Annotated in this window: 30 protein-coding genes; 17 read left to right on the top strand and 13 right to left on the bottom strand. The window is 62.9% G+C overall.

Annotation, left to right across the window (positions count from 1 at the left end; translation table 11 throughout):
- Positions 1 to 137 precede the first annotated feature (137 nt).
- The 3 genes from BI364_RS13195 to BI364_RS13185 all read right to left on the bottom strand — a co-directional run bounded on the left by BI364_RS13195 (position 138) and on the right by BI364_RS13185 (position 1727).
- Positions 138 to 788 (bottom strand): DsbA family oxidoreductase, encoded by a 651-nt coding sequence (locus BI364_RS13195; protein WP_070079149.1) that lies wholly within the window; start codon positions 786 to 788, stop codon positions 138 to 140.
- 18 nt (positions 789 to 806) lie between these two features.
- Positions 807 to 1130 (bottom strand): DUF4156 domain-containing protein, encoded by a 324-nt coding sequence (locus BI364_RS13190; RefSeq protein ID WP_070079148.1) that lies wholly within the window; start codon positions 1128 to 1130, stop codon positions 807 to 809.
- Positions 1131 to 1202: 72 nt separating this feature from the next.
- The gene (locus BI364_RS13185) at positions 1203 to 1727 is read right to left on the bottom strand and encodes a hypothetical protein (RefSeq protein ID WP_070079147.1); all 525 of its coding nucleotides are present in this window, start codon (positions 1725 to 1727) and stop codon (positions 1203 to 1205) included.
- Positions 1728 to 1803: 76 nt separating this feature from the next.
- Here BI364_RS13185 and BI364_RS13180 point away from each other — a divergent pair, with 76 nt between their 5' ends.
- The 8 genes from BI364_RS13180 to BI364_RS13145 all read left to right on the top strand — a co-directional run bounded on the left by BI364_RS13180 (position 1804) and on the right by BI364_RS13145 (position 6904).
- The gene (locus BI364_RS13180) at positions 1804 to 2073 is read left to right on the top strand and encodes a hypothetical protein (RefSeq protein ID WP_070079146.1); all 270 of its coding nucleotides are present in this window, start codon (positions 1804 to 1806) and stop codon (positions 2071 to 2073) included.
- Positions 2074 to 2084: 11 nt separating this feature from the next.
- Positions 2085 to 2327 carry a hypothetical protein gene (locus BI364_RS13175; protein ID WP_070079145.1) on the top strand — a complete coding sequence of 81 codons (243 nt, stop codon included), beginning with the start codon at positions 2085 to 2087 and terminating at the stop codon, positions 2325 to 2327.
- Between the two features lie 48 nt (positions 2328 to 2375).
- Complete coding sequence (locus tag BI364_RS13170; RefSeq protein WP_070079144.1) at positions 2376 to 2666, top strand: PepSY domain-containing protein; 291 nt, start codon at positions 2376 to 2378, stop codon at positions 2664 to 2666.
- 10 nt (positions 2667 to 2676) lie between these two features.
- The gene (locus tag BI364_RS13165) at positions 2677 to 3372 is read left to right on the top strand and encodes a response regulator transcription factor (protein ID WP_070080069.1); all 696 of its coding nucleotides are present in this window, start codon (positions 2677 to 2679) and stop codon (positions 3370 to 3372) included.
- Entirely contained in the window at positions 3359 to 4693 is a 1335-nt protein-coding gene (locus BI364_RS13160; protein WP_070079143.1) for an ATP-binding protein, read from the top strand. The genes BI364_RS13165 and BI364_RS13160 overlap by 14 nt, the downstream gene beginning before the upstream one ends.
- Before the next feature lie 108 nt (positions 4694 to 4801).
- On the top strand, positions 4802 to 5383 hold the full coding sequence (locus BI364_RS13155) for a hypothetical protein (RefSeq protein WP_070079142.1): 582 nt from the start codon (positions 4802 to 4804) through the stop codon (positions 5381 to 5383).
- A gap of 40 nt (positions 5384 to 5423) precedes the next feature.
- Positions 5424 to 6272 carry a RibD family protein gene (locus tag BI364_RS13150; RefSeq protein WP_197495712.1) on the top strand — a complete coding sequence of 283 codons (849 nt, stop codon included), beginning with the start codon at positions 5424 to 5426 and terminating at the stop codon, positions 6270 to 6272.
- Positions 6272 to 6904: a YbhB/YbcL family Raf kinase inhibitor-like protein gene (locus BI364_RS13145; RefSeq protein WP_070079140.1), complete on the top strand. Its 633-nt coding sequence runs from the start codon at positions 6272 to 6274 to the stop codon at positions 6902 to 6904. The genes BI364_RS13150 and BI364_RS13145 overlap by 1 nt, the downstream gene beginning before the upstream one ends.
- A 48-nt stretch (positions 6905 to 6952) precedes the next feature.
- Here the strand turns inward: BI364_RS13145 and BI364_RS13140 are convergent, their stop codons facing one another.
- On the bottom strand, positions 6953 to 7999 hold the full coding sequence (locus tag BI364_RS13140; RefSeq protein WP_070079139.1) for an AI-2E family transporter: 1047 nt from the start codon (positions 7997 to 7999) through the stop codon (positions 6953 to 6955).
- A 110-nt stretch (positions 8000 to 8109) separates the two neighbouring features.
- Between BI364_RS13140 and BI364_RS13135 the strand changes: the two genes are divergently transcribed.
- The 3 genes from BI364_RS13135 to BI364_RS13125 all read left to right on the top strand — a co-directional run bounded on the left by BI364_RS13135 (position 8110) and on the right by BI364_RS13125 (position 10411).
- Complete coding sequence (locus BI364_RS13135; protein WP_070079138.1) at positions 8110 to 8367, top strand: hypothetical protein; 258 nt, start codon at positions 8110 to 8112, stop codon at positions 8365 to 8367.
- A 115-nt stretch (positions 8368 to 8482) separates the two neighbouring features.
- Positions 8483 to 9679 carry a DUF3419 family protein gene (locus BI364_RS13130; protein ID WP_070079137.1) on the top strand — a complete coding sequence of 399 codons (1197 nt, stop codon included), beginning with the start codon at positions 8483 to 8485 and terminating at the stop codon, positions 9677 to 9679.
- A gap of 3 nt (positions 9680 to 9682) precedes the next feature.
- On the top strand, positions 9683 to 10411 hold the full coding sequence (locus BI364_RS13125; protein ID WP_070079136.1) for a class I SAM-dependent methyltransferase: 729 nt from the start codon (positions 9683 to 9685) through the stop codon (positions 10409 to 10411).
- On the opposite strand, the gene BI364_RS13120 is transcribed toward BI364_RS13125, so the two are convergent.
- Together BI364_RS13120 and BI364_RS13115 are read right to left on the bottom strand one after the other, a co-directional pair.
- Positions 10408 to 10758 (bottom strand): GNAT family N-acetyltransferase, encoded by a 351-nt coding sequence (locus BI364_RS13120; protein WP_407639321.1) that lies wholly within the window; start codon positions 10756 to 10758, stop codon positions 10408 to 10410. The two genes, BI364_RS13125 and BI364_RS13120, sit on opposite strands and share 4 nt — an antisense overlap.
- A 177-nt stretch (positions 10759 to 10935) precedes the next feature.
- Positions 10936 to 11115: a hypothetical protein gene (locus BI364_RS13115; protein WP_070079135.1), complete on the bottom strand. Its 180-nt coding sequence runs from the start codon at positions 11113 to 11115 to the stop codon at positions 10936 to 10938.
- 220 nt (positions 11116 to 11335) lie between these two features.
- Here BI364_RS13115 and BI364_RS13110 point away from each other — a divergent pair, with 220 nt between their 5' ends.
- Positions 11336 to 12436, top strand: coding sequence for a MalY/PatB family protein (locus BI364_RS13110; RefSeq protein WP_197495711.1), 1101 nt, complete (start codon positions 11336 to 11338; stop codon positions 12434 to 12436).
- Positions 12437 to 12505: 69 nt separating this feature from the next.
- On the opposite strand, the gene BI364_RS17565 is transcribed toward BI364_RS13110, so the two are convergent.
- From BI364_RS17565 to BI364_RS13095, 3 genes are all read right to left on the bottom strand, one after another.
- Complete coding sequence (locus tag BI364_RS17565; RefSeq protein WP_083251388.1) at positions 12506 to 15463, bottom strand: bifunctional diguanylate cyclase/phosphodiesterase; 2958 nt, start codon at positions 15461 to 15463, stop codon at positions 12506 to 12508.
- 134 nt (positions 15464 to 15597) lie between these two features.
- Positions 15598 to 16185 (bottom strand): acetate uptake transporter, encoded by a 588-nt coding sequence (locus BI364_RS13100; RefSeq protein ID WP_070079134.1) that lies wholly within the window; start codon positions 16183 to 16185, stop codon positions 15598 to 15600.
- A 157-nt stretch (positions 16186 to 16342) separates the two neighbouring features.
- A complete protein-coding gene (locus BI364_RS13095; protein WP_070079133.1) occupies positions 16343 to 17557 on the bottom strand; it encodes a GGDEF domain-containing protein in 1215 nt (404 codons plus the stop codon).
- A 329-nt stretch (positions 17558 to 17886) separates the two neighbouring features.
- On the opposite strand from BI364_RS13095, the gene BI364_RS13090 reads away from it, so the two are divergent.
- Entirely contained in the window at positions 17887 to 18195 is a 309-nt protein-coding gene (locus tag BI364_RS13090) for a gamma-glutamyltransferase (RefSeq protein WP_197495710.1), read from the top strand.
- A gap of 10 nt (positions 18196 to 18205) precedes the next feature.
- Here the strand turns inward: BI364_RS13090 and BI364_RS13085 are convergent, their stop codons facing one another.
- The 3 genes from BI364_RS13085 to BI364_RS13075 form a co-directional block, all read right to left on the bottom strand.
- Positions 18206 to 19087, bottom strand: coding sequence for a Dyp-type peroxidase (locus BI364_RS13085; RefSeq protein ID WP_070079131.1), 882 nt, complete (start codon positions 19085 to 19087; stop codon positions 18206 to 18208).
- Between the two features lie 73 nt (positions 19088 to 19160).
- On the bottom strand, positions 19161 to 19490 hold the full coding sequence (locus tag BI364_RS17995; protein ID WP_156782755.1) for a hypothetical protein: 330 nt from the start codon (positions 19488 to 19490) through the stop codon (positions 19161 to 19163).
- A gap of 137 nt (positions 19491 to 19627) precedes the next feature.
- The gene (locus BI364_RS13075) at positions 19628 to 20083 is read right to left on the bottom strand and encodes an ArsI/CadI family heavy metal resistance metalloenzyme (protein WP_070079129.1); all 456 of its coding nucleotides are present in this window, start codon (positions 20081 to 20083) and stop codon (positions 19628 to 19630) included.
- 96 nt (positions 20084 to 20179) lie between these two features.
- Here BI364_RS13075 and BI364_RS13070 point away from each other — a divergent pair, with 96 nt between their 5' ends.
- Positions 20180 to 20632 carry an arsenate reductase ArsC gene (locus BI364_RS13070; RefSeq protein ID WP_070079128.1) on the top strand — a complete coding sequence of 151 codons (453 nt, stop codon included), beginning with the start codon at positions 20180 to 20182 and terminating at the stop codon, positions 20630 to 20632.
- Between the two features lie 29 nt (positions 20633 to 20661).
- Here BI364_RS13070 and BI364_RS13065 read toward each other — a convergent pair whose 3' ends face one another.
- Complete coding sequence (locus BI364_RS13065) at positions 20662 to 21657, bottom strand: LLM class flavin-dependent oxidoreductase (RefSeq protein WP_197495709.1); 996 nt, start codon at positions 21655 to 21657, stop codon at positions 20662 to 20664.
- A 291-nt stretch (positions 21658 to 21948) separates the two neighbouring features.
- Between BI364_RS13065 and istA the strand changes: the two genes are divergently transcribed.
- The 3 genes from istA (at position 21949) to BI364_RS13045 (ending at position 24940) form a co-directional block, all read left to right on the top strand.
- Complete coding sequence (gene istA / locus BI364_RS13055; protein ID WP_083251223.1) at positions 21949 to 23481, top strand: IS21 family transposase; 1533 nt, start codon at positions 21949 to 21951, stop codon at positions 23479 to 23481.
- Positions 23482 to 23512: 31 nt separating this feature from the next.
- Entirely contained in the window at positions 23513 to 24271 is a 759-nt protein-coding gene (istB, locus tag BI364_RS13050) for an IS21-like element helper ATPase IstB (protein ID WP_070078167.1), read from the top strand.
- Positions 24272 to 24451: 180 nt separating this feature from the next.
- Positions 24452 to 24940 (top strand): GNAT family N-acetyltransferase, encoded by a 489-nt coding sequence (locus BI364_RS13045; protein WP_197495708.1) that lies wholly within the window; start codon positions 24452 to 24454, stop codon positions 24938 to 24940.

Here is a 24940-nt window from a genome sequence, read left to right as displayed (position 1 = left end):
CGTGACGCGTCCGGGTGTTTGTGCGGTATGCGCTGCCAACCGCGAACGCGATGGCATGGGGGACCGGAGGCGTACTCTAACAGCGGGGCGGCTCTCCTAAAAGAGGCGGATGGCCGCGATCTGCCGGATGGTCAGATTCAGCCCTCTCCCTTGGCCATCCGGTCGGCGGTTGCGATCAGCGTGGCCAGGGGCTGTACCCCGTTCAATTGCTGGTCGCCGAACGCGTAGGTGGGCACGCCGCTGACCGTGTATTGGCTGGCTAGCGCCTTGTAGTGTGCGAGATGGCGGGTGATTTCGGGATCATTGCGTGCCTCATCCGGCAGCGATTGGGGTAGGCCGGATGTACTTGCCACTGTGCGCAGTATTTCAAGGTCGCCTAGATTTCGGCCCTCCGTGAAATAGGCTTGAAACAGCGCGTGGTGTAGCCGATAGAACGCCTCACGACCAAATCGTTTGGCGGCTTCGGCAAGGCGCAGAGCATCGTGCGAATTGGCCATGCGTCGCTGTGCCGGCAGGGTAAGTCCCTCCTCGGCGGCGAGGGCTGCCAGTGCGTGGTTCATGGCTTGGCGTTGGGCGGTGTCGTAGGGCAGTGCGTCGAGTGATTGGCCCTCTACGGGCGTATCGGGATGGATCTCGATCGGCATCCAGTTGACGCGCAGATCGAAGCGCTCGTTGAGCCGCAGTAGACGCACGCTGCCGATGTAACAGAATGGGCAGATATAGTCGAAGAACACGCTGACCTGGACGAGGGGGCGGTCAACCTGCTCGTCCAGGGTGTTTTCAGACATGCGTCGAGCCCCCTTGGATTAGGGATTGATGCAGCGGTACATGGCGAAGGTCTGGCGGCCGTCGACCGGCAGACCTTCTGGCACGATGGTGTCGCCCCCCGCATTTTGCACAGCATTACGAGCCATGACCTGCAGGTCGTGTGCGACATCGCGCTGTGGGCGAGGTATGCCGAGCACGCTCGCGGCAACCTGGACGGTCGTTGTGCCCATCGGTTTGCAGCTGCTGACCTGATTGGGTTTCAGCACGCGGGCCTCTTCGCCCTGCGGGCTTAGCTTGACCCAGGTGCAGCCAGCGGTCAGAGAGGCGATGAGGGCGGAGAGCAGTAGCAGGCGGATTTTCATGTGTGGTCCTTGGCGGGTGAGGGGCTTCGGTGGTCCACGATTCTAGAGCGACGCGCACCGGCACGGAAGCGTCTAGCGGCCGAAGGGCCGCCACCAGCGTCGCCGGGGCGGTGGTGTGGGCGGGGTCGGTGGTGCTTGGCGCAGGGCTTCGATCAGGGCATCGGCCTCGTCAAACAGAGTTGCGGAATCGCCTTCCGCCTGCAGTGCTTCCATGTGTTGCGCGGCCCATAGACCGGCATAGGGGGCGTTCTCGGTCTGCGCCGGTTGCGTCGGCGCGAGCACCAGAAAATGGGCCTCCGGGGTGAAGGCGTTGAATTCGACCGCCAGAAAGGTCGCAAATAGCGCGAGACTGTACTCGCGTCCGTGTTCGCGGCCGTCGATCTGCGCCAGGAACGGGGCGTTTTCCTCGAAAAACACGCGGGCACAGGCGGCGATGAGATCCTGCCCACCACGCGGATTGCATAGCCGGTAGTCACCCACGTAGTCGGCAACGCGAAAATCGGCTAGGCGCGGGCACGGGCGTGAACACAGCGTCGCCACTACGGCACGGCTGCCGATGGCGTATTCCAGCGTTGGATGAGGGAGTCGTTCGATCATGCGGGTGTTCAGTCGCGGTTCAGTCGGCCGCGCTTAGCCTAGCTGTGTCATCCTCAAATGGATAGGAGAAAGCGACATGAAACGCGCATTCAAGCTGGCTGTTATCGCCGCGACTGGGGTTGCCCTGGCCGCTCCGCTGGCTGCTCAGGCCGATGGCCGCTGGGACCAAGGGCGTCACGACGACGGAAGTATCGCACGCGTGCTCAGGGTACAGCCGATCATTCGGGTGGTGCGGGTGCTTGGTCCGCCGGTGCAGCGCTGCACCACGGAGCATGTGGCCTACAGCCGTGAACGGCGTGGCGATGCCGTGGGCGCGACTTTGGTCGGTGGCGTCGTCGGGGGCTGATCGGAAATCGGTTGGGTAACGAAGACCGCAATCCGGTTGCCACCGTGGCGGGCGCGATCATCGGCGGGGCCATCGGTCATTCGCTAGGTGAGCGCGGGGCCACGGTGGTGCGACCGGTGACGGTTTGCCAGTCGGTACGCGCCATGCGTTCGGTCGAACAGGTGCGCGGTTATCGCGTGACCTATCGCTATCACGGGCAGATTTACGCCACACGTACGTCAGAGCGTCCCGGACGCTTCCTGCGGGTACATTGAGGTGTATCTCCGTTAGACTGAGCGCATGTTCCGAGGGAGTCCGCACGCATGCGTCGTCTGCTTTGCAGTGTCCTGATCGCGTTTTCCGGTGGCGCATACGCCGGGCCACCCGTCGCGGCGTTTGCGCCGCCAACCCCGGCCGGGATCGGCCTGCTGGCCGAACGCTTCATTTCACCGGCCGACGCGGCTGCCGCCGCACGGGCGGCGGTGGGGGGGCGTGTGCTGGCAGTCCACCGCATGGGCGAGGGGCCGGGCGCACGATACCGGGTCCGCCTGTTGGTCGGTGGGCAGATCCGCATCGTGCTGGTCGATGCCCACGACGGCCGCGTGCTGCGCTGAGGCCGCCATCATGCGCGTATTGTTGGTCGAGGACGACCCGGACCTGAGGGAGCAGATTGCCGCCCGCCTCGCCGAGCAGGGCATGGTGGTGGACGTTGCCGCCGATGGTCGCGAGGGACTTTATCTGGCCACCGAGTATCCGATCGACCTTGCACTCATCGACCTCGGCTTGCCTGAACTCGATGGCTTGTCGCTGATTCGCGGGCTGCGCGCCGCGGGGCGCGACGTGCCGGTGCTGGTGCTGACGGCGCGCGGGCGCTGGCAGGACAAGGTGGAGGGCCTGGAGGCCGGAGCCGACGATTATCTCGTCAAGCCGTTCCACCCCGAGGAATTGCTCGCCCGTGCGCGCGCCTTGCTGCGCCGCTCCGGCGGGTGGGCGCAGGCCACGCTGGCCTGCGGCCCGGTGGTGCTCGATCCGCAGACCCAGCGCGTGACCCTGGAGGGTGCGCTTGTGGAGCTGACCGCCTACGAATACCGGCTCCTCGAATATCTCATGCTGCATGCCGGCGAGGTCGTATCCAAGAGCGTGCTGATCGAGCATCTGTATGCCGAGGACGACGAACGTGACAGCAACGTGATCGAGGTTTTCATCCGCCGCCTGCGACGCAAGCTCGATCCCGACGAGCACCTGCAGCCCATCGAGACCCTGCGTGGTCGGGGCTATCGCCTGACATTGCCTCGCCGCGCAGCCGATGCGCTCGCTTAGAGGGCGGTTGGTACTGGCGGCTGGCCTCGTACTGGCGGCCTTCGTCGTGCTGACCGGGCTGGCTCTTGATCGCGCCTTCTCCGCAGCGGCCATCCATGCGCAGGAGGCCAAGTTGCGAGGCCTGACCTACGCCTTGCTCGGGGCCGCCGATATCGATGCGCGTTCGGTGCAGGTTTCCCTACCGCAGCTCGGTGATCCCCGGCTGCAGCAGCCGGGTTCAGGTCTCTATGCCCTGATTGCCGACGCGCGCGGGCATGTGGTCTGGGCTTCACCTTCGTTGTTGACGTCCCCCGTAGCGGTGGCATCGTCTCCGGTCGGAGAGTGGCACTTCATGCGTGAGCAAGGGGGCGGTGCGGACCGCTTTCGTCTGGCCTTCGGCGTTCGTTGGACACCGGATAGCGGCGGACAGCGCTACACCTTCGTGGTCGGGGAGCGTGCTACGGCTTATGTCGCGCAGCTGTCCGAATTTCGCCGTACATTGGCCTTTTGGCTGAGTGGCGCGGCCATTTTGCTGTTGTTCTCGCTGGCCGGGGTGCTGCGCTGGGGCTTGTCGCCTCTGCGCACACTGTCCACCGAGTTGGGTCGCGTAGAACGCGGTGAGGTGCAGCATATTGGAGGGCGCTATCCCACCGAACTGGCGCCCTTGGCGTCGAGCCTGAACGCCCTGTTGACGCACGAGCGGTCGCGGCAGACCCGTTACCGTCATGCCCTCGACGATCTTGCTCACAGCCTGAAAACTCCATTGTCGGTGTTGCGCGGATTGAGCGCACGCGATGGTCTGAGCGGTGCGGGCGAACGGCGTGTGGCTGAGCAGGTGGGTCGCATGGATCAGATCGTTGCTTATCAACTCAATCGCGCGAGTGCCGGTGCGGCTCACGGCTTGATGGCGCCGATGCCCCTGGCGCCGTCGGTGATGCGAGTAATCGCTGCTCTGCAGCGTGCTTACCGAGATCGCGGTCTACGCTTCGAGACCTCGGTGCCCGAGGGGCTGAGCGGGCGGATCGATGAGAACGATCTGCTCGAACTGGTGGGTAATCTGCTCGACAACGCAGCCAAATGGACCCGTGGGCGGATTGCGGTCCGATTGATCCGCGATACCGACGGACTGGTGCTGACGGTCGAGGACGACGGGCCGGGTTTCGACCCCGGAGAGGTCGATCATCTGCTCGAGCGGGGCGCGCGCGCGGACACCCACATCGAAGGTCAGGGCATCGGTCTGGCCGTGGTCTGCGAGTTGGCACGCAGCTACGGTGGCGCTGTCGAGATCACGCGCTCGCGGATGGGCGGGGCATCGGTCGGGGTCTCGCTCCCCAATGCATAAGCGCATGCTTGACAGGCACAGGGTATGGGCTGTTAGTGTGGCGCGCTACGCGCTTCGGCATATTCGCCGACGCTCCACATCCACACACCTCCGCAGGGAGATCCAGGTATGAGTTCCAGTCGCAAGCAGCGCACCCTCGTCGGCTTGGCCGGCGCCCTCACCGTCGCGGCGACGCTCTGTCTCGGCGTCCCCGCCCAGGCGGCTGATCAGCAGTCCGCCCAGCCAAGCGCCGAGGCCAATAATAAGGCGATGCAGATGGAGCAGCGCTTCATGCAACTGCGTGCCGAGTTGGCTCAGACACAGCAGGAGGCGATGAAGAAGACGCCCGATCTTTTGAAGCAGGAAAAGCATTTCCGCACCTTGCTTGTGGCCACGATGAAGCGCCAGGGTTCGGATCCGCAGCCCAAGATCGATGCGCTCAACAAGCTGGGCAAGCAGATCGAAGACAAGAACACGGCCAATGCCAAGCGTCAGTCGCTGATCGCCGAGGCACGCAAGACACAGGTTGAACTGATCAAGGCGGAAAGCAAGGCCGTGAAGGACCCGAAAGTAGCTGCCGCACGCAAAAAGCTCAGCGAGGATACCGTCGCTGCCATGCGCAAGATCAACCCGAAGACCGATGCGATGATTGCCGAGCTTAATGCCATCGGTAAGCGTCTCGCCGAGATGCACGGCGGTCAGGGTAGCTAATCCCGGCAGGGGCACTCGCATGCAGGGGGATGAGCCCCCGGTGAACGCAACCTGCGTCCGGCCGCTTTGGCCGCCGGGCGAGCCCCGTCCTTTGGCGGGGCTGTACCTTGAGCACGATCTGCGAGCAGACGCGGATCGTGCTCCCTTGGTCTATGCCAATTTTGTGGCCAGCTTGGATGGCCGTATTGCCTTGGACGACGATGGTGGGGTCCCGCCGGCTATCGCCAATGCACGCGATTGGTGGTTGTTTCAGGAGCTTGCAATACAGGCAGACGCCATCATGATCAGCGGGCGTCACCTGCGGGCAAGAGCGCTTGGTCATGCGCAGGATCTGTTTGTCGCGTTTACAGATCCACGCTATGCAGCCCTGCGCGCCTGGCGTACTGCGCGCGGCCTGCCCGCGTGGCCTTGGATTGTGGTGTTAAGCCGCCGGATGGATTTCGCCATCCCCGCCGGCGTGCCACCTGAGCGCTTGTTGGTACTCAGCAGCGAGGCGGCAGCGACATCCCCTCCGGCCGACGCATTACGCCAGCGCGGCGCGACGGTGCTGGCCGCTGGCCACGACGAGGTGGATGCGAGGATGGCGATCGATAGGCTCGCGGCACGTGGACTGCTGGCGATCTATGCCGTCGGTGGGGCGCGGATGCTGCATTTACTGGCTGCCGGCGGGGTGTTATCCCACTTGTATCTGACCCAGGTTCACCGCCTGTTGGGCGGTGGACCCTTCACCAGTTTGATCGAGGGGGCGATTCTCGGACCCCCGCTTGATCTGAGGTTGCACCGTCTGTATTACGATCCGGCCCTGCCGGGTGCGGGTGGTCAATTCTTCGGCTGTTACCGCACCCTTGCTCCGGATGCTTCGACCCTAATCTACGCAGGAGGCCCATAATGAAGCTCGTGAGTGACAGTCTGGTCGATCAGGCGCCCATCGCGCCTGAATTCGCCTTCGGTATCCCTGATGACCAAGATGGTATGGCGCTGGGTTCGAACCGCAACCCGCACTTTGCCTGGCATGACCTGCCGGCGGGTACGCGGAGCTTGGTGTTATTGTGTTACGACCCTGATGTGCCTAGTCGTGCCGACGATGTAAATCAGGTAGGCCGTACGATACCGGCTTCGCTGCCTCGGGTGGATTTTTTCCACTGGAGCTTGGTGGATATCGATCCTTCATTGCCTGGCATTGCCACTGGCAGCTGCAGCGCGGCGGTGACGCCGGGTGGCAAGCGTACGCCCAATGGCCCGTCGGGTACGCGTCAAGGGCTCAATGACTACACCGGATTTCTCGCGGAGGACGCGCAGATGGCCGGCCAGTATTTCGGTTATGACGGTCCTTGCCCACCGTGGAACGACGAAATCGTGCATCACTATCACTTCGTTCTGTATGCCACGGATCTTGAGCGTTGCCCGGTCGAGGGTGTGTTCACGGGCGCCGACGTACGCGCCGCGATCGAGGGACATGTGCTGGCCGAAGATCGCATCGTGGGTTTGTACAGCCTCAATCCGGCGGTTTCGCTGGACTAGCGGTTCCCGGGTCGGTCGTCCGACCGGCCCGGTCGTGTGTGGCCCCGTTCAAGGTTCAGTGACGACGCGTTCCAACGTCTCGTCGGCAATCGGGCCTCCTCGTCCCCAGTAAGCCGACACACTGGCCGCTACCGGTAACGCGAGCAGCATGCCAAGAATGCCGTATAAGGCCCCACCGGCGAAGATGGACAGGAGCACCACGGCGGGATGAACCTGTACGAATCGTCCGACAAGCACCGGCGTCAGGATGGTATTGCCGACGAATTCGGTCAGCCCGATGGTGGCGAGGATTATCAACGGATGAGTCAGGTCGTGGAATTGCAGCACGGCGAGTAGCAGGGCGGGCAGACCGCCGAGGATGAACGAGGCAAAGGGCACGACACTGACCAATCCCGCCAGCACGCCGAGTACCAGCCCCAGGTTGATCCCCGCCAGACCGAAGCCAAGCGAATAGCCGCAACCGATGGCCAGCATGACCAGTAGCTGACCATGGATGAAGCGACGCAGCACCCGGTCGCTGCTTTGCAGAAAGGCCTTGAGGCTGGTGCGTGCCGGTACGCTCAGAAACGACTCGATACCCGCGCTGAGGTGGTGCCAGTCGCGCAGTAAATAAAAGCTGACGATGGGCACCAGCGCGATCAGGACGGCAACCCGGATCATGCCGGTGGCGGTATTGAGCAGGGCCGTCGGCGCCTCCAGCAGGTGCGTGCCGAGGTGGCGCACCTGCTGCTCCAGATTGTTTGCGATGCTACCGGGCGTGATGGGCAGATGCAGGTGCGTCGCCAGGGCGTCCAGCGTGATATTGAGATGATGTGCGTAGGCAGGCAGTGTGGCCAAAAAGCGGCTGATCTGCCCCTGCAGCGCAGGGATCAGCCCGAGCAGCAGGACCGCGATACCGACGAACACCATGAAGAAGGCGAGCACGATGGCGAACAATCTGGGCATGTGTGCCTGCAGGCGGTCGACCAGCGGCACCAGCAGGTAGGCCAATACCCAAGCCAGTACGAAGGGTACGAGCACGCCCTCGATGAGGTAGAAGGTCAGCCCGAGGATGAACAGGCTGCCAAGCGTCGCGAAGGTACGCAGGCTAGTCATGGACAGAATACTACTCCGGCGTCAGGCGCTTGTCCCCGTGCTTGCCAGATGGGATGCCAATGCCGAGAATGTCGATCATCAAACACTAATGCACTCGCAGGAGACGGCTCATGTCTGGTGAAAAAGTATTGTCCTATCCCCGCAATGTGACCTATAACTTTTCGCAGTGGAACGCCGAAGAGGCAGTTTCCCTGAACATCGACGGCGTCCGTCATTTCGGCATCCTCAAGGGCGAGCACGGGCATTCGCCGTATCGGGTGGTACTCAGCGAGGTCTTCGAACACGGCGCCAGCCGTCGCATCGCACCACGCATCATCGAGGTGAGCGACCTGGGCGAGGTGACATTCCTGCATCAGCACGGGCATTGAGCGTGGACCATGACCCTGTCGGCGGCGGGGTCATGGGGCTGTCATAGGCGGACTCTAGACTCGCAGTCTTGTGTCGTGATCCCGCGACGTCAGCCGACTGCGAACAGGTGCCGCCGTGACCCGTACCCGCCTAGCCGACCGAATCAATCAAGGTGTGTTCAACGCCTTGTATTCACGTTCTCTGGTCTACAACACCTGCTGGGAAGACCCGGCAGTCGATCGCCGTGCCCTGCACATCGGGCCGGACGACCGCTTGCTGGTGATTACCAGCGCTGGTTGCAATGTCCTCGATTACGCCTTGTGCGGCCCCGCACGCATACATGCGGTGGACGCCAACCCACGGCAAACCGCCTTGCTCGAACTCAAGTTAGCCGGGATACGCCGTTTGGCGCACGCCGATTTCTTCGCCTTGTTCGGCGATGGTCGCCACGCGGAGGCGCGAGCGGTGTATCACGATGCCCTGCGCGTCGATCTGTCGCCCTTCGCGCGCAGCTATTGGGATCGACACATCGCCGCCTTCGAGCCCGGTCGCCGTGGCGGCAGCTTCTACTATTTCGGCTTGTCGGGTTGGGTGGCCCGGGGGTTTCGTGCCTACCTCAATTTCAGGCCTGGCTTACGCACGGCGATCGACCGCGTGCTTGCCGCCACCGATATCGAGGAACAACGCGCGCATTACGACCGCGACGTGGCTCCGCGCCTTTGGGGGCGGGGGATGAATTGGGCGCTGTCGCGGCCCTTCACCATGAGTCTGCTTGGCGTGCCGCATCCGCAGCGAGAGGAGGTGGTGCGTAGCCACGACAACGGTATCGCCGGTTTCATCCGCGAGGCGGTCGAATACGTTTTTTGCAGCTTGCCGATCACCGATAATTACTTCTGGTCGCTATACCTGCGCGGTCGTTATACCGCTTCCTGCTGCCCGGAATATCTCAAGCCCGAGGGCTTCGCTGCGCTCAAGAGCGGCCTGGTCGATTGCATCGAGCCGCATACGAGCACCGTCACGGGCTTTCTGCACGAGACCGACGAGCAGTTGTCGCGCTTCGTCCTGCTCGATCATATGGATTGGATGAGCGTGTATCACCCGCAGGCCCTGGTCGAGGAGTGGCAGGCCATCATTGAGCGGGCCACGCCTGATGCGCGCCTGATCTTCCGCAGCGCCCATGCCGAACCGGGTTATTTGGAAACGCTGCGAATCCCCGGTATCGGTTCGTTGCATGAGCGTTTCCACTTCGAGCGCGAGCTGGCGGCGCAGTTGCAGACGCATGATCGCGTGCATACCTACGCCGGCTTCCACATCGCCCAGCACGCGGTCTGACCGATGAATCTGCGCGATGATGCTCGAGTGTTGTGGACGCTGCTGCGCGGTCAACCGGGGGGGGCGACCCATGCCGAACGCCTGAACCGGTTCTATGCACCGCAGGCGACGCGCTACGACGATTTCCGTGAACGTCTATTGCATGGCCGCGGCGACTTGCTAGCTGCGCTGGCCACGCATTTGCCGTCTCGTGGCGGTCGGTTGATCGAACTGGGTGCGGGTACCGGGCACAACTTGGCCTATCTAGGTGACCGAGTGGACACGCTGGCCTGCGCTGAGCTGGTGGACGTATGCGCCCCACTGCTCGCGCAGGCTCAACGGCGCTGGTCTGGGCACGACAACGTGGTGGTGCGCGAGGCGGATGCCACCCGTTACCGCCCGGAACATCCGGTGGACGCGGTGTACCTTGCCTACGCCCTGACCATGATTCCGGACTGGTACGAGGCGGTGGACAACGCACTGGAGATGCTGCGACCGGGTGGTGTGCTCGGCGTGGTCGATTTCTACGTTTCGCGGCCGCATCCGGCACCTGGGCGTGTCCGCCATGGTGCGTTGGCGAGACACTTCTGGCCAGCCTGGTTCGGGCACGACGGTGTGCGCCCGAGCGCGGATCATTTGCCTTATCTGACGCGCCGTCTTGAGGTGTTGCGCATTGACGAACGGCGTGCGCCGGTGCCTTATCTACCTGGCCTGCGCATGCCTTACTACCTGTTCGTCGGACGCAAGGTTTAACGGATCGGAGCGTCCTGCGGATTGCCTAGCCAGCGGTACATCACATAGGCGTCGACCAGCCCGAGCGTGGGATGGCGAAAGGCGCGCGGTAACGTGCCGACGATTTCAAAGCCGAGTTTCTGCCACAGCCTGACCGCGACCGTGTTGCTCGATACCACCAGGTTGTACTGCATGGCGAGGAAGCCCAGTCGTTGCGCGGTGTCCAGCGAATGGGCGTGTAGCGCGCGGGCGACGCCGCGCCCGCGCGCCTCGGGCGCGACGAGGTAACCGCAGTTACAGACATGTCCACCCGGCCCATCCTGATTGGGCTTGATGTAATAACCGCCGAGCAACTGGTCCCCGTCCATCGCGACGTGCGTTTCGGCGGGTACCTCATACCACAGGCGGCGTGCCTGTTCGCGTTTGATGTCGGGAGGATAGGGTATAACTATCGCCGGCGCGGGCGACTCCCCGTATCAATTCCCACAGCGCCGCCTCGTCGCGTGTCTCGACGGGGCGGATTTGCCAGGCCGCCATCGCTTGCTTCAGTTCGACGGGCTGGCATTCGGGGCGTGGCTGCCCAGCGGGCAGGCGCCGCGCATGTGCTCGATGCAGGTGGGTGCGGCACCGTTTGTGGGCGAATTGAAGTGCAAGTGCGAATAGCTGCAACCCTGGAGCAGCAATAGGGTGCATAGGGGTAGAAACTGGAAGAATCGTTTGCGCATGGACGTATTCCGTGGTGAATGGCCCCGTAATACGGGCATAACGGCATCATAACGCATGCACGCTCAGCCGCACCGGCCGCGAATGGTATGCTGCTTGCTTGCCGGTTCTGGGGGTTGTCGGTGCGCTCGCCGTGGTCGCCGCCCCGCAGCGCGTTAACGGATATTCTGTCTTGAGGCGCTGGCAACTCACCCGCAATCTGTCCGTAGTGAAGGAGACGGCATGCACAATGGCTTCGACCCGACGATTACGCCCGAACGGCTGGGTACCGCATCCCTGAAATGGGATGGACGCAAGGCGCGGTTTGGCATGGATGTCCTGCCCCTGTGGGTGGCGGACATGGATTTCCCTGCACCGCCTTGCGTCATTCAGGCGATCCAGTCCCGCGCTGCCCACCCGGTTTACGGTTATCCCTTTTTTACTGCTGAGCTGAAGCGGGCAGTGTGTGGCTGGTATGAGCGCTGGCATGGTTGGCACGTGGATGAAGGTCATATCGGCGTACTGCGCGGGGTTGTACCGGCGCTGTATGCGGCCGTGCAGGCACTGACCGCCCCGGACGATGGCGTGATTGTGATGACCCCGGTCTATCCGCACTTGCTCAAGGCGGTGGAGGCGCATGGCCGACGTTTGCTCATCAGTGCGCTACAGGAGACCCGCGAGGGTTATCAAATCGACTGGCCGCAGCTTGAGGCGCTGATGCCGCAGGCGCGGATGCTACTGCTGTGTTCACCGCACAACCCGGTCGGACGCGTGTGGACGCAGGCGGAATTGAGCCGGCTGCTTGCGCTGGCGCGGCGCCACGGGGTGATCGTCGTTAGTGACGAAGTCCATGGCGATCTGGCGTATCACGCATCTAGCCGGCACCGGCCTTTCGGCAGCCTGCCGGGTGCCGAGGCAGGGGTGATCACATTGCTGTCTGCGGGCAAGAGCTTCAATATTGCCGGTCTGGAGCTGGCCATCGTGGTGATCCCGGATATCGCGCTGCGCCAACGCTTCGAGGAGGCGCTGCGCATTGGCGGATTGTCTGAGGCGAACCTGTTTGCGCAGGTGGCCGCAGAGGCCGCTTGGCGTGAGGCTGACCCCTGGCTGCGCGATTTGGTCGCTTATCTGGCCGAGACGGCCCAATGGCTGCGCGAAGCGCTCGTCGAGGCGGTGCCGGGCATTCGCTATCGCCCGCCTGAATTCGGCTATCTGGCCTGGCTGGATTGCCGCGGGTTGGGGTTGGACGATGCTGCGCTGCACCGACAGATGGTTCAGGTCGCGCGTCTGGGGCTGAATCCTGGGAGCGATTTCGGTCCGGGGGCGAGGGTTTCATGCGCTTGAATTTCGCGACATCGAGGGCGGTGTTGACGGAGGCGGTTTCACGGTTGCAGCGGGCCTTCGGCGAATGAATCAGGTGCTGTCCTCAGGCGGCACGAAACGGCCGTCGTGGTGCTCGAACCAATCGAGAAAATCGCCACGCGGCATGGGTCGAGCGATGAAATAACCCTGGGCCGCATCGCAGCCCAGTACCTCAAGCCGCTGGAGAATGGCTTTGGTTTCAACGCCCTCGGCGACGACTTTCAGGCCGAGTACATGCGCGAATTCGACGGCGGCCCTGGTGAGGGCTGCGTTGCGTGCATCGCGGTCGATATGCTGGATCAGTACGCGATCAATTTTGATCGTGTCCACCGGCAGGCGTTGCAGATAGCCCAGCGAGGAATAACCCGCGCCGAAGTCGTCGACATGTATGGGCGTGCCCTGCGCGACTAGCTCGTGCAGGATCGCCAGACTACGTTCGGGGTCCTCCATCATTGCCGTTTCGGTCAACTCAAGTTGCAGCCAGCCCGCAGATGCGTGCAGACCCAGTACCTGCGCGACCATACGGACAATCTCTCGATTGCGCAGCAGGCCGGACGAGAGATTGACGGCGATGGGTATGTCGACACCGCGCTGCAACATGATTTCCCGATCGTGCAGGGCGCGGTGCAACGTCCATTCGGTGAGCGGCTGGATCAAGCGCGTCTGCTCGGTCAACGGGATGAATTCGTCGGGGCGGACGTTACCCCAGTCTGGATGCTGCCAGCGCAACAGCGCTTCCAGACCGGTAACCCGGCCACTGGCCAGATCGATTTTGGGCTGGTAATGGAGTGCGAGCTGGTTGTCATCCAAGGCTGTACGTAGATGGGTGAGTATCTGTAGATGGCGGGCTGCCTCGCGCTCAGGGGTGCCCTCGTGGACGGCATAGCGGGTACCCAGGCGCCGCGCCCGCTCCATTGCTGCGCGGGCGCGGGTCAGCAATTGGCCGACATGCTCCCCGTGGGCTGGGTAGACGGAGATGCCGATGCAGGTTTCCGGTTCCAGCTCGATTTGCGCCGTGGTGACCGGTAGATCAAGCACCTGTGTCAGAATCTCAACGACATCGTCGAGCGCGTGATGCTGTGCCACCTCGATCAATAGGGCGAATTCGGCGCCTCCCCAGCGCCCGACCGCCAGCGGTTCGGGTGTTAGTGCCTGCAGGCGGATACCGATTTCCGCGAGGATGTGGTCGCCTTGCTCGTAGCCGAAGGCGACGTTCACCGCGCCAAATTGGCAAACATTGATCACCACGACGGCCAGTAGGCGGTCTTGCCCGCGCCGCCGGCGCACCCACTGTGAAAAACGTCGGTAGAAGGAAGAACGGCTAAGCGTCCCCGTCACCGGGTCGTAGCGGGAGACCTGGCGGATCGCGCGGCGGGCCTCGCGGTGGCGCTGCTTGAGCCGTAATCCCGTAATGCCGAAACCGATATCGGCGGCGAGTTCGCCGAGTGTCTCGACTTCACGCGGCTGGAAGGCATCGGCTTCGCGAGCGTGGATCAACAGTACTCCCGCCACGCTGTCCTGGATGGTCAGTGGCAGTGCGATGGCGATGCGAATGCCGGCCCCTTCCAGCAGGCTGCGCCAGGGTTCGAAGGCCGGGTCGAGCGTATTGAGTCTGAGTATGCAGGGTCGGCCGCTGCGAATTGCCCGGCCGACGGCGCCCTGGCCAAGCGGAGTATCGTCCCAGCGCAGTGCGATCGTTGAGGCAAGGCGTTGAATCTCATCGCTCAACTGTGTGCGGGTGGCGACGATCTCGACCGTCCGGTCTGCGCGCGCGAAACCAATCCATGCGGCGATATAGCCGCCCTCGGCTACAGTGACTTCGCACATACGCTGCAGAAAGCTCTTTTCGTCGATCGCCTTGATCAGCGAGCGATTGGCCTCGCTCAAGGTCTTCGATGCCCGGCTTGCGCGTTCGATCTCCGCACCGCGCGCGGTAAGTTCCCTGTCCATCTGGTCGAACGCACGGCCAAGTGTGCCGAATTCGTCGTGGCTGTCTGGCCAGTCGAAGTTGCCGCGTTGCCTGCTGCCGATCTGATCGGCTGCATGCGCGAGCCGCTGCAACGGCTTGAGGACCATGCGCCGTGCACCAAACCATGCTGCGAGCAACACCAGCAGGCTGATCGCAATGACGATGGCTAGCGTTAATTGGAACTGGCGATCGACCGGTTCGTCGATCTGTCGTGCGGGAATCGCGACGATGGTGTAGATGGGGGATTGTTGGTTGCCTATCGACAGTGGATTGTGGATGTAGATCCAGCGTTCCCCTTGGGCGATGCGATATTCGGTGGCGTTTTTAACAGTATCTGCCAGTGGTGCAGCAAAGACGGCGTGCAAGGGGAAACGCGTGCCGATTTTCTGGGGAGCTGCCGGGTAGCGGGTCAGGATGTGGCCACTATGATCGATCATGGCGACGTAGGTCCCGTTGGGTAGGGCGGAGTCGCTGGATGCCTGTGCGAACCAATCGAGATTGATGGCGAGATACAGTACACCCGCCAGTTGTTTGCGGGCGTTGTAGACCGGGTGTCCGATATTGAGGCTGGGTTTGCCGGTCAGGCGCCCTACCTGATATTCGCCCACGCCGATGGGCTGGCCGCTGGCGGCCTCCCTGAAATAGCTTCGGTCACTCAGATCGGTTTCAGGTTTGAAGGGCAGGGCACTGCAGGCGATACGCCCATTGGGCGCGATCATGCCGGCGTTCAGGTAGTTCGGGTGCTGGTTGATGAATCGCCGCATCAGTTGGTTGCAGGCCGCCAGATCGTCTTTGGGCACGAGACGGTGCAGGTCAGCGAGATGGCCGAGTTCATCGGCTGCTGTGCGCAGTGCCTGGCCCTGGCTCCAGCTGATGATCTCGGCGAGATGTTCGCCTTCGCGGATGGCGGATTCCCGATTCGCCTCGCGATTCAGGTGCGATAGCACGATGAGCGCCAACAGGCCAGGCAGTACGGCAAGCAATATCAGGCCAAGGAGTTGGGTTCTGAGGCTGATGAATCGGTGACTGGCTGCGCTCATCCAGGGCGTGCGTCTCGATAACTGAAATTTTTAGAATAGGTATGATCTTCCTCATATTTAATAGTCGGCCACCCGCTGCTTGTCCAATCTATGGGGCGGATTAGACCGGGGGGGATTCCCCCGGTCCACGCTGATCAGACGGTGCCGATCGGGGCGATTTCTCGGCCGAAGACCTCGTTCCATATCTGCGCCATGCTGGCGTACATCGCGGACAGGCCGCAGACGATACCTTCGTAGCCCGCGAAGGTGGCGATCGCCTTATTGCCGGTGAATTCGGCGGCGGCGAGTAGCAAAAAGAGCACGGTCAGCGTGGCGAAGACCACCTGCAGGGCACGATTGATCCGCAGCGTCGGCACGAACATGATGGCCGTGAACAGACCCCACATCAGCATGTAGACACCGAGATCATGCGCGTTGGTGGCGGCGACACCGACGTTCATCTTGGGCATCACGATCAGTGCGACCAGGGTCAGCCAGAAAAAGCCGTAGGAAGTGAAGGCTACCGTGCCGAAGGTATTCTGTTTCTTCCATTCCATCAGCCCGGCGATGACCTGCGCGATACCGCCGTAGAAGATGCCCATGGCCAGGATCATCGTGTCCAGTGCGATGAAACCGGCGTTGTGCAGATTCAGCAGGACGGTGGTCATGCCGAAGGCCATCAGCCCGAGTGGCGCGGGGTTGGCGGTTGTATCGGCGATCTTGATGGTGTCTTGGGTTTGCATCGGATCACTCCTCGCTGAGTGTTGTACTGTCGTTGTGTGGTTTTTCGCCCGAGGCGGGCTTGTATTGCCGGTCAGCACAATTCGTTTGTGCTCCCCACTATTTTCCGGGGTTTATCAGCAATGTCTAGGGTAGGCTATCAGGATTGCTGATCTGGGATCAGCCGTGCACAGGTGTTTGGTCGAGTTCGTCGAGCGCTGGATCGAAGACGGTATAACCACTGCGTCCGGCCGCCTTGGCGCGATACATCGCCTGATCGGCCCGCTTCAGGATGGTTGTGACAGTGGCGCGTTCGAACGGGAAGGTGATGATGCCGAGACTGGCGCTGACCGTACAGTGCACCTGTTTTCCCCCCGGCGATTCGATTGCCAGTGGTTGTTGCAGCGCCGAGAGCAGCTTATCGGCAACCTGCACGGCGGCGTCGGTGTCCTGGGTGTCCAAGAGAATGACGAAAAATTCGTCGCCGCCCAGCCGGCAGACGACATCGCCGTCGCGAATCGATTGTCGGATGCGTCGCGCGAGAATACGCAATGCGATATCACCCACCTCGTGGCCGAAGCGATCGTTGATGGGTTTGAAATGGTCGATATCGATGAATAGGCCAGAGTGTCTGCGTCCGGGATCGGCGGCGAGCAGATGCTCCAGACTTTGCTCAAGATGGCGCCGGTTGGGCAGTTGGGTGAGTTCGTCTTCCAGGGCGAGCTGGCGGTGAACGAGGCGTTCCCGGTCGATCAGACATTGCTGGTGAAACAGTGTTCGACGCTGTCGTTCCGAGAAATAACTGGAAAATCCACCGATGACATTGGTGGCGAACAGATCGAAATTTTGATCCAGCAGTAGCGCACCCGACAGGTGTTGATAGCGCAATGAGAGGTTGTAGATGAGGGCGATGAACAGCCCGGTACCGAGCGCGCTGGTAAAGCGCATGCCGAGGAAGAGATAAGCCCAGAAGGTGGCGATCAGCAAGCTGGGGAAATAGCGAATGGCCTCATCTCCGCCGAGGGTCAGCTGTATCCCGATCAGGCCGCTCGCGGCGATGATGCTGATGACCGCCATGGGCAACTGATTGTGCCTCTGGAAACGACTTGAATGCGTATAGACGAGCCCCAGAAAGCCAACGACCAATACAGCCAGCCGGAGTGCCCATATTCGGCGCAGATCCGCGTTAGGCAGGGATAGGTCGATCAAACCATCCATCACGAATAAGGTCATGCCGATGATAATGGCGATACGCGATTGGCCGCGTAGCCACTGAGCATAGAAACGCAGATAGGTTTGTTCGAGCAGGTTCGATTTGAAGCGCAGAGTGAACGGGTAGGTGGACGATGTGGGCGTGGGAGATTCGATTTCCGAGGTATCGGGTAGCTGCGACATGGACGATTGTTGTCTAGGCGGAAGATATGCGCGGCCTTGACCACGCCCGTTCTGACGATCAACGGTAGACGAGGGTGCGGGCGCGATCAGACGTGCCAGCCATTCTTCTGCCGATCAGAATTATTGAATGATCTGATTTTGGTGGTAGTTCCGTCGAACAACCAATTCGTTTTTATTATTGAACGTGTCCGGTGCGGACGAGTGTATCGCACCGCGTCATTGCCTTGAATTGGTGCGTGTGTGTCTCGCGAAAAATAAGTAGGGCACCTGCTGCGGAATCTTGCCTGCTGGCCCGGCAGCCGCAGCCGCAGCCGCAGCCGCAGCCGCAGTTGCAGTTGCAGTTGCAGTTGCAGTTGCAGTTGCAGTTGCAGTTTTTGCTCAATCTCGCCGTGCGCGGGATGGACCCGCAAAAGGCGCTGGATACGCCGCGCTGGCGCTGGCTCAGAGGGCTGGAGGTTGCGGTTGAGCAGCGCTGGACGCAGCACGCGATGGCCGTGCTGTCCGCGCGTGGCCATCGTCTGATCGCCCAGCCAGAGCTCAGTGGATTCGGTTGTGGCCAGGCGGTGCTGTGCAATCCCGCAGGCGGTTACGTGGCCGGCAGCGACAGCCGCGCAGACGGTTTGGCGCAAGGCTATTGACGATCGTCGTTTACAGCTTGAGGGCGCTCAGATCGAGGTGCTCGTCGCGTATCGGCGGGCACCAGAAATAGGCCCCGGTGAGCGGGCGGGAAAAGTCGAATAGCGCGTCGACCACGCCATCCTCAAGGCCGCTCATGCGTCGCAGGGCGGCATCGAAGGCGTAGAAGGTGCGTCCGAAGGCCACGAACATCAGACCGCCGGCGTCGCCCTCGGTCCAGGGCATGGAGCGGCGGAACATGAAGGCTGGCGGTTCGAAGTCTTCCTGAGCGGTGCGCTTGACGTGCGAGGTGACCGGCGCCGATGTCAGTTCCTCGTTGTCGATTCGTCGGCGCCCGATGGCGTCATCCTGCTCGGATGGCGCCAGTTCCTCGAAGCGGTCGAAGTCGTGCAGCCACTGCTGCACAGCGACAAAGCTCGACCCGGCCAGCGGATCTGCCTGATCGGTGACGATGGCCGCCGCCCGCGCGTCCTCGCCTTCGGGGTTTTCGGTGCCATCCTCGTAGCCGGTGAGGTCGAGACCACTGCCGTAGCGAAATAGTTCGACCGTTTGGGTCAGCGAAAAAGCGGGGGAAAGCAGGGCTTCGAGTGTCCGCCCGCGGTGGAACAGCGCACCCGGTTCACCGCCGCGCAACCAGCACCATAGCGCCGCTGGTGTCGACGGGATGTCGATGCCGGCGCCGGCTAGCGCGGGGAAGCTCACGAGGCCGGGTATCGTGGTGCCAACTGCGGCGGCCAGCGAGGCGCCGATGCCGACAACTATCTGTTCGCCATCAACCTCGGCGGCGAGTCTGGCGAGGTAATCCGCGGCTAATTCGCGGTCGCTGAGATCGAAGAACAAGTGGCGGGCGAAATGGGGGAGCGGGGCGAGTATGCCGGGTTGTTCCTGCTGCATGACGTCTCCTTGCGGGTTGGCGCTGAGACGTTAGGTTAACAGCCCGCATTGCGCAGCGGGGGGGCGTGAATGCTCAATCGTTGTCGATGTCGCGGGCTTCTTCCTGCAGTTCCTGGGATTCCTCGGCGGCCTCTTTGACGGCCGATTCGATCTCGCTGACCTCATGTTCGGCATGGGCCAGTCCGTGCTCGCGGGCGCGGGTGTCCAGGCGTGCCGCTTCTCCGGGCAGGAGCAAAATCAGTGAATCGACATGGGGTAGCAAGGCTTGGTCGGGCATGACGACCGTGATGGGGGCGTGCAGTCGCGGCACGTCCGCGGCCCAGGCCGGGGATGTGAGCAAGCCAAGTACCAGCAGGCCGGTGCTAAGCAGTACTCCAGGTTGTCTTATCGCTCTGTCGTTCATGTACGCCTCTTGGGTGAGGGCGGAGCGGTCTGACGCCGCGTGATCGCGATGATCATAGCGCCGAACCGCCTCGCATTCACCTTGTAACACGCGTGTCACACAATAAGGGTTCCTGCCGTTGGTCGGATCCGTGTCGATCAGGGGCAGCAGCCGCCCGTAGTCGTCGTCGCGGGTGGGCAGCACGCGCCGGAGGATTCTGATGCATCGTCACCCGCAGCTTCGCTGAACAACGGGATGGTGCCCAGCGAATGGAAGGTTTCCCAGGCGATGCCTTGCGGGTCTTGTACCCAATATTTATCCGAACGGGCATAGCAGCAGGTAGCGTTTTCCTCGGCGACGCCGGTCACGCCGGCAGCCTCGAGGCGCGTGCGGATGGCGGCCAGTTCTTCTTCGGACTCGCTTTGCAGGCCGACGTGGTCGACGCCTGGTTTTGCGCCGCGCGCAGAGATGGCAAAGTTGATTCTGGGGTCCTCGAGCTGCCATTTGGCGTAATCGCTCTTGACGACCGTGGGCTCGGCGCCGAACACAGCGTTGTAGAAAGCGATGTTACGGTCGAGATCGTCGACGGCGATGTGCAGATGAAAGCGGCTCATATTGAACTCCTGGCTTTGGTCGGCGGGGCTATATATATCCGATAAGGCATATATACTACTACGCGCATATTGCGTGCAAGCCTTCCAGGAGGAGAGATGAGCGATCCACTACGTGTGTTGTTCCTATGCAGCGGCAATGCGTGCCGTTCGCAGATGGCCGAGGCTTTTTTGCGTCATCTAGGCGGTGGGCATTTCGAGGTATTCAGCGCAGGCACCGACCCGCATGAAATCCATCCCTTGACCTATGCGGTGATGGGCGAGTCGGGGCTGAATCTGACGGGGCATGCCAGCAAATCGCTGAGCCGGTACGAGGGTGCAGACTTCGACTACATCATCACGGTCTGCGATCGCGCGCGCGATCGGTGTCCGACCTTCCCCGGCGACAGCGAGCGCATACACTGGCGCTTCGATGACCCGGCCGAGGTAGTCGAAGGACAGGCGCCACTCGATCGTTTTCGGCGCGTGCGCGACGAGATGCGCGAGCGCATCCGGTTGTGGGTGGCCGCGCAGGAAGGGCACGCTCGACGCAAGGCGGCGCGAACGGTTTGAAATTGTGCCGAGGCTGAGGCCGCGTGCGTTCATGCGCACGCGCAGCCCTCGGCAATGAGGGTGTAGCTGTGCAGGCGGGCGTCATGATCGTGCAGGTTGCAGGTCAGCATGATCTCGTCGGCCTGCGCGTCTTCGGCGCGTCGCAGGATCTCGCGGCATACCGTCTCGGGCGTACCGACCACGGTCAGTTCGCGGTAATGCGCCACCTGTGAGCGTTCAGCCTCGGTGTAGGCGTAGGCCTGCGCCTCCTCTGGACTCGGTAGGGGGCGGAACTCGCCGCGGTGCAGTCGCAGCCACATCAGATCCAGGGTGCCAGCGAGGAAATCGGCACGTTCGCTCGTTTCGGCGCAGACGGCGGCCACGCAGAGAATGGCATGCGGTCTGGGGAAGTCTGCCGAGGGCTGAAAGTGATCGCGATAGGCGCGTAGCGCCGGTGCTGCAGGCGTGTGGCTGAAGTGACTGGCGAAGCTGTAGCCCCAGCCGGCCTCGCCAGCCATTGCCGCGCTTGCGCCGCTGGAGCCGAGCAACCAGATCGGCGGTAAGGGCACATCGTCCGGCATCACGCGGATGCCGTGCAACGGATGTCCTGGCTGCGCGTCGCCGCGGGATAGCGTCAGCAGTTCGGCGAGCAGGGCCGGGAATTGCCCGCCGTCGAAGGCGCGCAGGGTCCGGGTGACCTTGGGGTCGGAGCCCGGCGCGCGGCCGATGCCAAGATCGATCCGGCCGGGGTGGAGCGCGTGCAAGGTGTGGAAGGCCTCGGCCACCTTCAGCGGGACGTGGTTGGGCAGCATGATGCCGCCGGAGCCGACGCGGATGCGGTCGGTGGCAGAGGCGACGTGCGCGATCAGGATCTCCGGCGCCGAGCTGGCCACACTGGGCATGCCGTGGTGTTCCGCGAACCAGTGGCGCACATAGCCGAGACGTTCGGCGTGGCGTGCCAGCGCGACGCTGCGGCGCAGGGTCGCGGAGGCCAGCGTTCCGGTGGGAACCGGGGCGAGATCGAGTACGGAAAGATCGGGTTTCACAGGCGACATCCGGAACGGGGCGTCCGCCATGATACGGCCCCTGGCGGGGGGCGGTTCAAGATGGTGATTGAGGGGTTATTGGAGGCCGGGACGCTGTTTGAGTGCGTATTTCGCGGTCATTCGGCCACTGATTTCACGCTGATTCGGCCACCCATTTCACGCGCATTCGGCCACCCGTTTCACGGCCATTCGGCCACCCGTTTCACGGCCATTCGGCCACCCCGTGGGCAGGGGGTGACGCAGGACATCATCCACTAGGATCGACCCTTTTAACGGAGCGAAGGGGTCGAGATGGAGCGATTGTCCATGCGCAAGATTCGAGAAGTTTTACGACTGCGGTTCGAAGCGCAGTTGCCCGCCCGCCAGGTCGCCGAGAGCGTGCGCATCGCCCGCAGCAGCGTGGCCGAGTACGAGCGACGCTTTGCTGTCTCGGGTTTGAACTGGCCGCTGCCGGCGGGCTTGAGCGATACCGAGATCGAGCGTCGTCTGTTCCCGCCCGCGTCGGCGGTACCGGCCGCTACGCGCCCACTACCGGACTGGCCGGTGGTGCATCAGGAACTGCGCCGTCCCGGCGTCACTCTGATGCTGCTGTGGGAAGAGTACCGGGCGGCTTACCGCGACGGCTTCGCCTATACGTGGTTCTGTACCCACTACCGCCGTTGGGCCGGCAAGCTCGATCGGGTGATGCGCCAGACCCATCGTGCCGGCGAGAAGCTGTTCGTCGACTATGCCGGCCAGACGGTCGAGATCATCGACCAACACACCGGTGAGGTGCGTACCGCGCAGGTCTTCATCGCGGTGCTCGGGGCCTCCAACTACACCTACGCCGAGGCGACCTGGACACAGACGCTACCCGACTGGATCGGTGCGCATGTGCGGGCCTTTGAGTTCCTCGGCGGGGTGAGCGAGGTCGTCGTCCCGGATAACCTGCGTAGCGGCGTCAGCAAGGCGTGCCGTTATGAGCCGGACCTCAACCCCAGCTATGCGGAACTGGCCGAGCACTATGGCGTGGCGGTCGTCCCCGCACGCGTGCGCAAGCCGCGCGACAAGGCCAAGGTCGAGAACGCCGTGCTGGTGGTCGAGCGCTGGATCCTCGCCGCCTTGCGTCATCGCACCTTCTTCACGTTGAAGGAACTCAATGCCGCGATCGCGACCCTGCTGGAGCGGCTCAACAACCGCCCGTTCAAGAAGCTGCCCGGCACACGCCGTGAGGCCTTCGAACAGATCGATCAGCCCGCCCTGCGGGTGTTGCCCGCCACGCCCTATGTGTTCGCCACCTGGAAAAAGGTCCGGGTACACATCGACTACCACGTCGAGGTCGACGGCCATTACTACTCAGTGCCGTACGCCCTGGTCAGGCAACAGCTCGATGCCCGGCTGACCGCCCATACCCTGGAGTGCTTCCACAAGGGCCAGCGCGTCGCCAGCCATGTACGCTCCCCGGCCAAGGGCCGTCACACCACGATCACCGCGCACATGCCCAAGGCCCACCGTGAGTATGCCGAATGGACGCCGCAGCGACTGGTGCGCTGGGCCGAGAAAAGCGGTCCGGCCACCGCCGGGGTGATCAGCCAGGTCCTGTCCCGGCCGCATCCCCAGCAAGGCTTCCGCTCTTGCTTAGGGATCATGCGCCTGGGTGAACGCTTCGGTCAGGATCGCCTCGAAGCCGCCTGCCAACGCGCCCTGCTGCTCGGCGCCTGTCGCTACAAGAGCCTCGAATCGATCCTCAAGCGCGGTCTCGATCGCCAGCCTCTGCCCGAACAACAGGCACTGTCCTTACCCGAGGCGCACGACCATCTGCGTGGCCCCGGCTACTACCACTGATCCTTCACCCATCCAACAAGGGACACACACCATGTTGCACCATCCCACCCTGGACAAGCTCCAGCAACTGCGCCTGACCGGCATGCACAAGGCGCTGCGTGACCAACTCGCCTTGCCCGAGATCGAAGACCTGAGCTTCGAGGAACGCCTCGGCCTACTCGCCGACCGCGAACTGACCGAGCGTGAGGATCGCCGTCTACAGACGCGGTTGCGCCAGGCCAAGCTCAAACAAAACGCCTGCCTGGAGGACATCGACTACCGCACCCGGCGTGGCCTCGACAAAGGCCTGATCACCCAACTGGCCACCGGCCAATGGATCCGTGAGGGTCTCAATCTGCTGCTCCTGGGTCCCACCGGCGTGGGCAAGACCTGGATCGCCTGTGCACTCGCCCAGCAGGCCTGTCGGCAGGGTTTTACCACTCGCTACCTGCGGGCCCCCAGGCTGTTCGAGGATCTGCAACTCGCCCACGCCGATGGGCGCTTCCCCAAGCTCATGGCCAGCCTCGCCAAAACCGACTTGATCGTGCTCGACGACTGGGGCCTCGGCCCGCTGGACGCCACCGCACGGCGTGATCTGCTGGAACTGCTCGACGACCGCCACGGCCAGCGCGCCACGCTCGTGACCAGCCAGTTACCGGTCGAGCACTGGCACGAGATCATCGGCGATCCCACCCTAGCCGATGCCATCCTCGACCGCCTCGTGCACAACGGCTATCGAATCACCCTCAAGGGCGAATCAATGCGCAAACGGCGAGCCAGGAACTTGACCGTCTCCACCGACTCCGAGTAACAATGCAAACCCTGCGTCGCTTCGCTCCGACTGCCCCGGCCGAATCACCGTGAAACAGGTGGCCGAATAAATGCGAAACAGGTGGCCGAATCACGCGAAATACGCAGTTTGAGTCCTACGCGGCTTTGCTATGCTCCGGCGATTGCCCCTCAGCCGATGGCATTATTAGCGAGATTACCCATGAGAACCGCCACTCGTCGCGACCTGCCACGGATCGTCGAAATCTACAATGACTCGATTCCCGGCCGGATGGCCACGGCGGACACCGAGCCGGTCAGCGTGGCGAGCCGCGAGGCTTGGTTCGCGGCGCATGGCCCCAGGCGACCCCTGTGGGTGCTTGAGGTGGAAGGCCGAATCGTCGGCTGGCTCAGTTTCCGCGACTTCTACGGTCGTCCTGCCTACCGCTGTACAGCCGAAATCGGCCTCTATCTCGATCCTGCCTACCAGGGGCGTGGTCACGGCCGCAGCCTACTCGCCGAGGCGGTATCAACGGCGCCGACTCTCGGTCTCGATACCCTGCTCGCCTTCGTGTTCGCGCACAACGCCGCCAGCCTCGCGTTGTTCGAGCGCCAGGGCTTCGCCCGCTGGGGGCTGCTGCCCGAAGTCGCGGAAATGGACGGCGTTCGCCGCAGCCTGGCAATCCTGGGCTTGAGGCTGAGACACGCTTAG

The organism is Acidihalobacter yilgarnensis, from assembly GCF_001753245.1.
GTDB classification, from domain to species: Bacteria; Pseudomonadota; Gammaproteobacteria; order DSM-5130; family Acidihalobacteraceae; genus Acidihalobacter; species Acidihalobacter yilgarnensis.
The sequence above is the reverse complement of the archived record's forward strand: the minus strand, read 5'-3'. Positions and strand labels throughout refer to the sequence as shown.

Bases quoted from the DNA above. Each gene is read 5' to 3' on its own strand.
- BI364_RS13100 (WP_070079134.1), bottom strand. From the start codon at position 16,185: ATGCAAACCCAAGACACCATCAAGATCGCCGATACAACCGCCAACCCC.
- BI364_RS13155 (WP_070079142.1), top strand. From the start codon at position 4,802: ATGAGTTCCAGTCGCAAGCAGCGCACCCTCGTCGGCTTGGCCGGCGCC.
- BI364_RS13115 (WP_070079135.1), bottom strand. From the start codon at position 11,115: ATGCGCAAACGATTCTTCCAGTTTCTACCCCTATGCACCCTATTGCTG.
- BI364_RS17995 (WP_156782755.1), bottom strand. From the start codon at position 19,490: ATGAACGACAGAGCGATAAGACAACCTGGAGTACTGCTTAGCACCGGC.
- BI364_RS13160 (WP_070079143.1), top strand. From the start codon at position 3,359: ATGCGCTCGCTTAGAGGGCGGTTGGTACTGGCGGCTGGCCTCGTACTG.
- BI364_RS13165 (WP_070080069.1), top strand. From the start codon at position 2,677: ATGCGCGTATTGTTGGTCGAGGACGACCCGGACCTGAGGGAGCAGATT.
- istB (WP_070078167.1), top strand. From the start codon at position 23,513: ATGTTGCACCATCCCACCCTGGACAAGCTCCAGCAACTGCGCCTGACC.
- BI364_RS13120 (WP_407639321.1), bottom strand. From the start codon at position 10,758: ATGGACGGGGACCAGTTGCTCGGCGGTTATTACATCAAGCCCAATCAG.
- BI364_RS13140 (WP_070079139.1), bottom strand. From the start codon at position 7,999: ATGACTAGCCTGCGTACCTTCGCGACGCTTGGCAGCCTGTTCATCCTC.
- BI364_RS13185 (WP_070079147.1), bottom strand. From the start codon at position 1,727: ATGATCGAACGACTCCCTCATCCAACGCTGGAATACGCCATCGGCAGC.
- BI364_RS13085 (WP_070079131.1), bottom strand. From the start codon at position 19,087: ATGCAGCAGGAACAACCCGGCATACTCGCCCCGCTCCCCCATTTCGCC.
- BI364_RS13075 (WP_070079129.1), bottom strand. From the start codon at position 20,083: ATGAGCCGCTTTCATCTGCACATCGCCGTCGACGATCTCGACCGTAAC.
- BI364_RS13190 (WP_070079148.1), bottom strand. From the start codon at position 1,130: ATGAAAATCCGCCTGCTACTGCTCTCCGCCCTCATCGCCTCTCTGACC.
- BI364_RS13125 (WP_070079136.1), top strand. From the start codon at position 9,683: ATGAATCTGCGCGATGATGCTCGAGTGTTGTGGACGCTGCTGCGCGGT.
- BI364_RS13110 (WP_197495711.1), top strand. From the start codon at position 11,336: ATGCACAATGGCTTCGACCCGACGATTACGCCCGAACGGCTGGGTACC.
- BI364_RS13195 (WP_070079149.1), bottom strand. From the start codon at position 788: ATGTCTGAAAACACCCTGGACGAGCAGGTTGACCGCCCCCTCGTCCAG.
- BI364_RS13095 (WP_070079133.1), bottom strand. From the start codon at position 17,557: ATGTCGCAGCTACCCGATACCTCGGAAATCGAATCTCCCACGCCCACA.
- BI364_RS13145 (WP_070079140.1), top strand. From the start codon at position 6,272: ATGAAGCTCGTGAGTGACAGTCTGGTCGATCAGGCGCCCATCGCGCCT.
- BI364_RS13070 (WP_070079128.1), top strand. From the start codon at position 20,180: ATGAGCGATCCACTACGTGTGTTGTTCCTATGCAGCGGCAATGCGTGC.
- BI364_RS13045 (WP_197495708.1), top strand. From the start codon at position 24,452: ATGAGAACCGCCACTCGTCGCGACCTGCCACGGATCGTCGAAATCTAC.
- BI364_RS13180 (WP_070079146.1), top strand. From the start codon at position 1,804: ATGAAACGCGCATTCAAGCTGGCTGTTATCGCCGCGACTGGGGTTGCC.
- BI364_RS13170 (WP_070079144.1), top strand. From the start codon at position 2,376: ATGCGTCGTCTGCTTTGCAGTGTCCTGATCGCGTTTTCCGGTGGCGCA.
- BI364_RS17565 (WP_083251388.1), bottom strand. From the start codon at position 15,463: ATGAGCGCAGCCAGTCACCGATTCATCAGCCTCAGAACCCAACTCCTT.
- BI364_RS13135 (WP_070079138.1), top strand. From the start codon at position 8,110: ATGTCTGGTGAAAAAGTATTGTCCTATCCCCGCAATGTGACCTATAAC.
- istA (WP_083251223.1), top strand. From the start codon at position 21,949: ATGGAGCGATTGTCCATGCGCAAGATTCGAGAAGTTTTACGACTGCGG.